This window comes from Sporichthyaceae bacterium (assembly GCA_036269075.1).
Taxonomy (GTDB): Bacteria; Actinomycetota; Actinomycetes; order Sporichthyales; family Sporichthyaceae; genus DASQPJ01.
In genome coordinates this window covers 1-4,274 of record DATASX010000008.1, presented here as the reverse complement: position 1 = coordinate 4,274, position 4,274 = coordinate 1, and the positions used below count along the sequence as shown (strand labels likewise).

Annotated in this window: 4 protein-coding genes; 2 read left to right on the top strand and 2 right to left on the bottom strand. The window is 67.8% G+C overall.

Features of this window, described 5'->3' with window-relative positions; translation table 11 throughout:
* Window positions 1-368 precede the first annotated feature (368 nt).
* On the bottom strand, window positions 369-731 hold the full coding sequence (locus VHU88_01555; protein HEX3610349.1) for an SRPBCC family protein: 363 nt from the start codon (window positions 729-731) through the stop codon (window positions 369-371).
* Between the two features lie 154 nt (window positions 732-885).
* A complete protein-coding gene (locus VHU88_01550) occupies window positions 886-1,458 on the bottom strand; it encodes a TIGR03086 family metal-binding protein (protein ID HEX3610348.1) in 573 nt (190 codons plus the stop codon).
* A 220-nt stretch (window positions 1,459-1,678) separates the two neighbouring features.
* Here VHU88_01550 and VHU88_01545 point away from each other — a divergent pair, with 220 nt between their 5' ends.
* Window positions 1,679-3,178 carry an MFS transporter gene (locus tag VHU88_01545; GenBank protein ID HEX3610347.1) on the top strand — a complete coding sequence of 500 codons (1,500 nt, stop codon included), beginning with the start codon at window positions 1,679-1,681 and terminating at the stop codon, window positions 3,176-3,178.
* Window position 3,179: 1 nt separating this feature from the next.
* Window positions 3,180-3,770 (top strand): TetR family transcriptional regulator, encoded by a 591-nt coding sequence (locus VHU88_01540; protein HEX3610346.1) that lies wholly within the window; start codon window positions 3,180-3,182, stop codon window positions 3,768-3,770.
* The last annotated feature ends 504 nt before the right edge of the window (window positions 3,771-4,274 follow it).

Genomic DNA, 4,274 nt, shown 5'->3' with positions numbered 1-4,274 from the left:
CGCGGACCTACCCCCGCACGGCCCCCGGACTCCCGCCCTCGCGCCGGACAGTGCCTCCACCGAGTCAGGACCTGCGAATCGAGCAGCTGCTTGCGGACCCTCCCAGGGAGGCGCAGGTCGCCTATGAACTCGGATTCGGGTACATCAAGTGATGTGAGCCGGCTTGGCTAAGTTGCTCCCAGCACCGAGGCCCACGACCCAACGGCCGTAGCCGTTGCCGTCGCCCAACGGCGTCCGGCCGAGGCACCTTCGCGGGAGGGCGCGCCGAACACCTTCGCTTGTCCGACGAGCGCCGAAGGATCGAGCGTGAGCCCGACATCTGTTGCCAAGACTCCGATTGTGAGTCGTGGTGTTCCGGTCGGGGCGCCTTACGAAAGCACCGAGTCGGCTTCGGAGATCGTCGTTTTGGTGTGGAACACCGCGGTCCGCTCCGAGGCCACTACCGCCAGGCGGAACTCCACAAGTACGGACAGGCCCAGCTGGTGGTGTTCGATCCAGCGAACCAAGGCAGGTTCGACGACGGCGACGACCCGGCATCGCACCGGGTGCCGGTCGGTCTGGGGCGAGTGCAGGAGGAAGGTCGTGCCCGCACGCAGCAAACTCTCGTCCGGACGGTATTCGCACAAGTCCCACCCGTCGTACCAGTCGGTCATGCGTGACGGGGTGGTGATCAGGCGCCATACCTCGTCCCTGGGCCGGTCAATCTGTGTGCGACCCGTCTCGCGGCGCATCATTGCCCTGCCGCCGCACTGATCACATGTGATCCGGACAGCGCGAACCGCTCCCAGTCGATCGGCGTCCGAGGGCCCGACGGTCCGCCAGGCCAGGGAGCCGTCGAATCGCTGTCGCGGGGAGGCAACCCGAACTGCTGCTTCGGCTGATGCTTCACAGGGCTCGACCGAGCATTGCCGCCAGTCGGTCTACCGGCGAGGAGTCCAACCCGGAGGGCTGCGCCGCGGCGAACCGGCCGCTGGGCAAGGCAGGACGGCGAGCACGCACGAACAGTGCCATCGCGTTTGCGACATCCTGCGGCAGGGCTTGGGCCGACGCGCCGATCGCCCGTGCCAGATCCCAGCCGTGGACGAGCACATCGGTCGTCCGCGCTTGCAGGGCGACCAAGCCCGGAACGGTGCCGATCGGCATCCGGACCGGGGTGGTTAGAGCACCGGGGGCGTCGAAAGCCGCGAGCAGCGCAGGTAGGTCCACGTGATACGCCTCCCGCAACATCGGGCCCGGGACCGGCCGGTCCCCCTCGGCCGGTGAGGTCGGCACCCGGCCGCACAGCATGTGGGTGAAGTTGCGGTTCCCGTCAACGACGTGCGCCACCAGATCGCGGACGTTCCAGCCCGAGCACGGCGTCGGGACCCACCACTGCGCATCGTCGATCGAGTAGAGCAGGTCGCCGAACGCGTCCGCGACCCGAGCCAGATCAGTACTCGGTGGCGCTTGAACAGTCATCGAATTTCCTCCTGCCGAGCGCGACTTGGTGAGCTCTCTGCGCGATCCCGGTCAATCGGCCCGACTTCCCGACGCAGACCGAACGATCGAGAGGCCGATGGCTGACCGGAACGGAGCCGGCTTCTGGTTTGCATCACTTAGTTATTTGACTGACTTGTACTCTCGCCGAGGATGCCTCATCCTAAGTCAGTCAGTCAACTAAGTAAGAGAGGGATTTCGGATGTCGCCTGTCGGACACCAGTCGCCCCCGGGCGTCGAAGCGAGATTGCCGCTGCGTTCGCGGGCGGGGACACTGACCCTGATCCTGCTGTGTGGAGTGCAGTTCCTGGACATCGCAGATTCGGCGATCGTGAACGTGGCCCTGCCCTCGATCCGGCACAGCCTCGGGTTCTCGCAACAGAATCTGCAGTGGGTGGCCAGCGGTTACCTGCTCACCTACGGCGGTTTCCTGCTGCTCGGTGGCCGGTTGGCCGACCTGTTCGGGCGCCGCCGAATGCTCTCGCTCGGCTTGGGAGTGTTCGCGGCCTCCTCCCTGGCCGCCGGCGCGGCCACCGACCCCGGCCTGTTGGTCACCTCCCGTCTGGTTCAGGGTCTTGGTGCCGCTCTGATGGCCCCGGCCGCACTTTCGCATCTGGCGGTCAGCTTCCGGGCAGGCAAGGACCGCAACACCGCACTTGGCGTCTGGGGAGCGGTCAGCGGCATGGCCGCCGCGGCCGGGGTGTTCCTCGGCGGCCTGTTCACGCAGGGGCCCGGCTGGCGTTGGGTGTTCCTGGTCAACCCGCCCTTGGCGGTGCTCATCGCCGTGGCCGCCCGGCGGGTCCTGGTACAGGACCAACCGGCACGCGGGGACAGGGCCAAGTTCGACTGGCAGGGCGCGATTCTGGTGACCGCCGGGCTGCTCGGGCTCGTCTACGGCTTGGTGCGGGCACCAGTGGTCGGCTGGGGATCGAGCCAGACCTTCGGCGCCCTGGCCGTGTCCGGCATGTTGTTGGCGGCCTTCCTCCGCAACGAATCGGCAGCCCGAGACCCCCTGGTGCCATTCGAGATCCTGAAGATCCGCGGTCTAGCCGCCGCCGACCTCACCCAATTGATCGCGTTCACCGGCTTCATCGGCATGTTCTTCTTCACCACCCTCTACATGCAGCAGATCCTGGGATGGTCCCCGCTGAAGGCCGGCGCCTCCTATCTGCCGGTCACCGCCGGCTTCGCGATCGCCGGGGCGGTGACCGCGCAGCTGGTCACCCGTGTCGGCACTCGGGTGGTGACCGTGGCCGGGTGCCTGATCGCCTCGGCGGGAATCTGGTACCTGTCCCGCGTCCCCGTGGGGGGCTATTACGTGCACGATGTGTTGCCGGGGCTCCTGGTAATGGCTCTGGGCGCCGGCGCGGCGTTCGTGTCGGTGACAGCCGCGGCCAACGCCGGGGTGCCTGGGGACAAGGCTGGGTTGGCGGCAGGTCTGCTGAACTCCTCCCAACAGCTGGGCAGCGCGCTGGGTTTGGCAATCCTGTCCGCCGTGGCGTTCACCCGCACTCACGACCTGCTCGCCGCCGGTGCCGCGCCGAGCGCCGCCACGAACGCCGGGTTCCACCGTGCCCTGCTCCTGTCCGCCGTGCTGATGGCAGGAGCCGCAGTGGTTGCCGCACGCACCGCCGACACCCGGGCCGCGGCTCCGCTGGTCATGGTGAACACCGAACCCGAACCGCAGGTACCCTCCCAGTGAGATGACTGACTCAGCGCCCACCGACCAGGCCGGGGCCGCCCGCGGCGGGAAACGCGAGCGGCTGATCATGGCCGCGGCCCGGTTGCTGCACGAACAGGGCGTCGAGGGCACCAGCCTGGCCCACATCGCCGCCGCGGCCGACGTGCCGGTGGGCAACGTCTACTACTACTTCAAAACCAAGGACGAGGTGATTGCCGGGGTCATCGCCGCCCACGCGGAGATGATCAAGGCCACGCTGGCCGCCATCGAGTCCCGGCACCGGACGCCGAAGGCCCGCCTGAAGGCACTCGTCCGCGAACTTGCCGGCCAAGCCGAGTCCGTAGCCCGACACGGCTGCCCGCTTGGCAGCCTGTGCTCCGAGCTCGGAAAACGACTCGACCCTTCAGCGTTGGGCGTCGCCGAACTGATGAAGCTGCCCATCGCCTGGGCGGGGGCGCAGTTCAAGGAGCTCGGCCGTCGCGACGCCCACGACCTGGCCGTCGACCTGCTCGCAGGCTACGAAGGCAGCGCACTGCTGGCCAACACCATGCGCGAGCCGAACATCATGCGCCGCGCGGCTCGCCGCCTCGACCAATGGATCGACAACCTCTGAACATCCGCGCAATCGCCTCCCCGAGTCGGTGGACCCGGCGCCGGGGTTGCCCATCACTGGCTGAACGTAGTATTAGTTAGTCAACTCACCAACTACGCCGGGCACAAGCTACCTTCGGTGCCCGGTGTCGGCGGGCGGGAACCTGCCACGGCCGGTGGCTCGGCGCGCTGATCGTCAGCCGGTTCACCACCTGAAACCCCCGAATCGACTAAGGAGCCAGACTTGATCCGACAGACCGGATCGGATGCAACTGGGCCGAGTCGATCAGTGGCGGTACTGGGCCCTCTGTCGAGACGGATCAATCGGCAGGTGATGCGCATCGCCGGGCGCCGACGGTCAGGTCCCCTCGTCGAGATCCACCACGTGGGGCGTCGCAGCGGAAAGCCCTACATTCGACCAGTGCTGGCCCGGCCCGTCGGCCGGACGTACCTGATCCCCCTGTTCTTCGGCGCCGGCGCGGACTGGTGCCGGAACGTGCAGAAGGCCGACGGCTGCCGGCTGAAG

What these genes read in the sequence shown, in the direction of transcription:
- VHU88_01555 (HEX3610349.1), bottom strand. Translation starts at nt 731, where the DNA reads ATGCGCCGCGAGACGGGTCGCACACAGATTGACCGGCCCAGGGACGAG.
- VHU88_01550 (HEX3610348.1), bottom strand. Translation starts at nt 1,458, where the DNA reads ATGACTGTTCAAGCGCCACCGAGTACTGATCTGGCTCGGGTCGCGGAC.
- VHU88_01540 (HEX3610346.1), top strand. Translation starts at nt 3,180, where the DNA reads ATGACTGACTCAGCGCCCACCGACCAGGCCGGGGCCGCCCGCGGCGGG.
- VHU88_01545 (HEX3610347.1), top strand. Translation starts at nt 1,679, where the DNA reads ATGTCGCCTGTCGGACACCAGTCGCCCCCGGGCGTCGAAGCGAGATTG.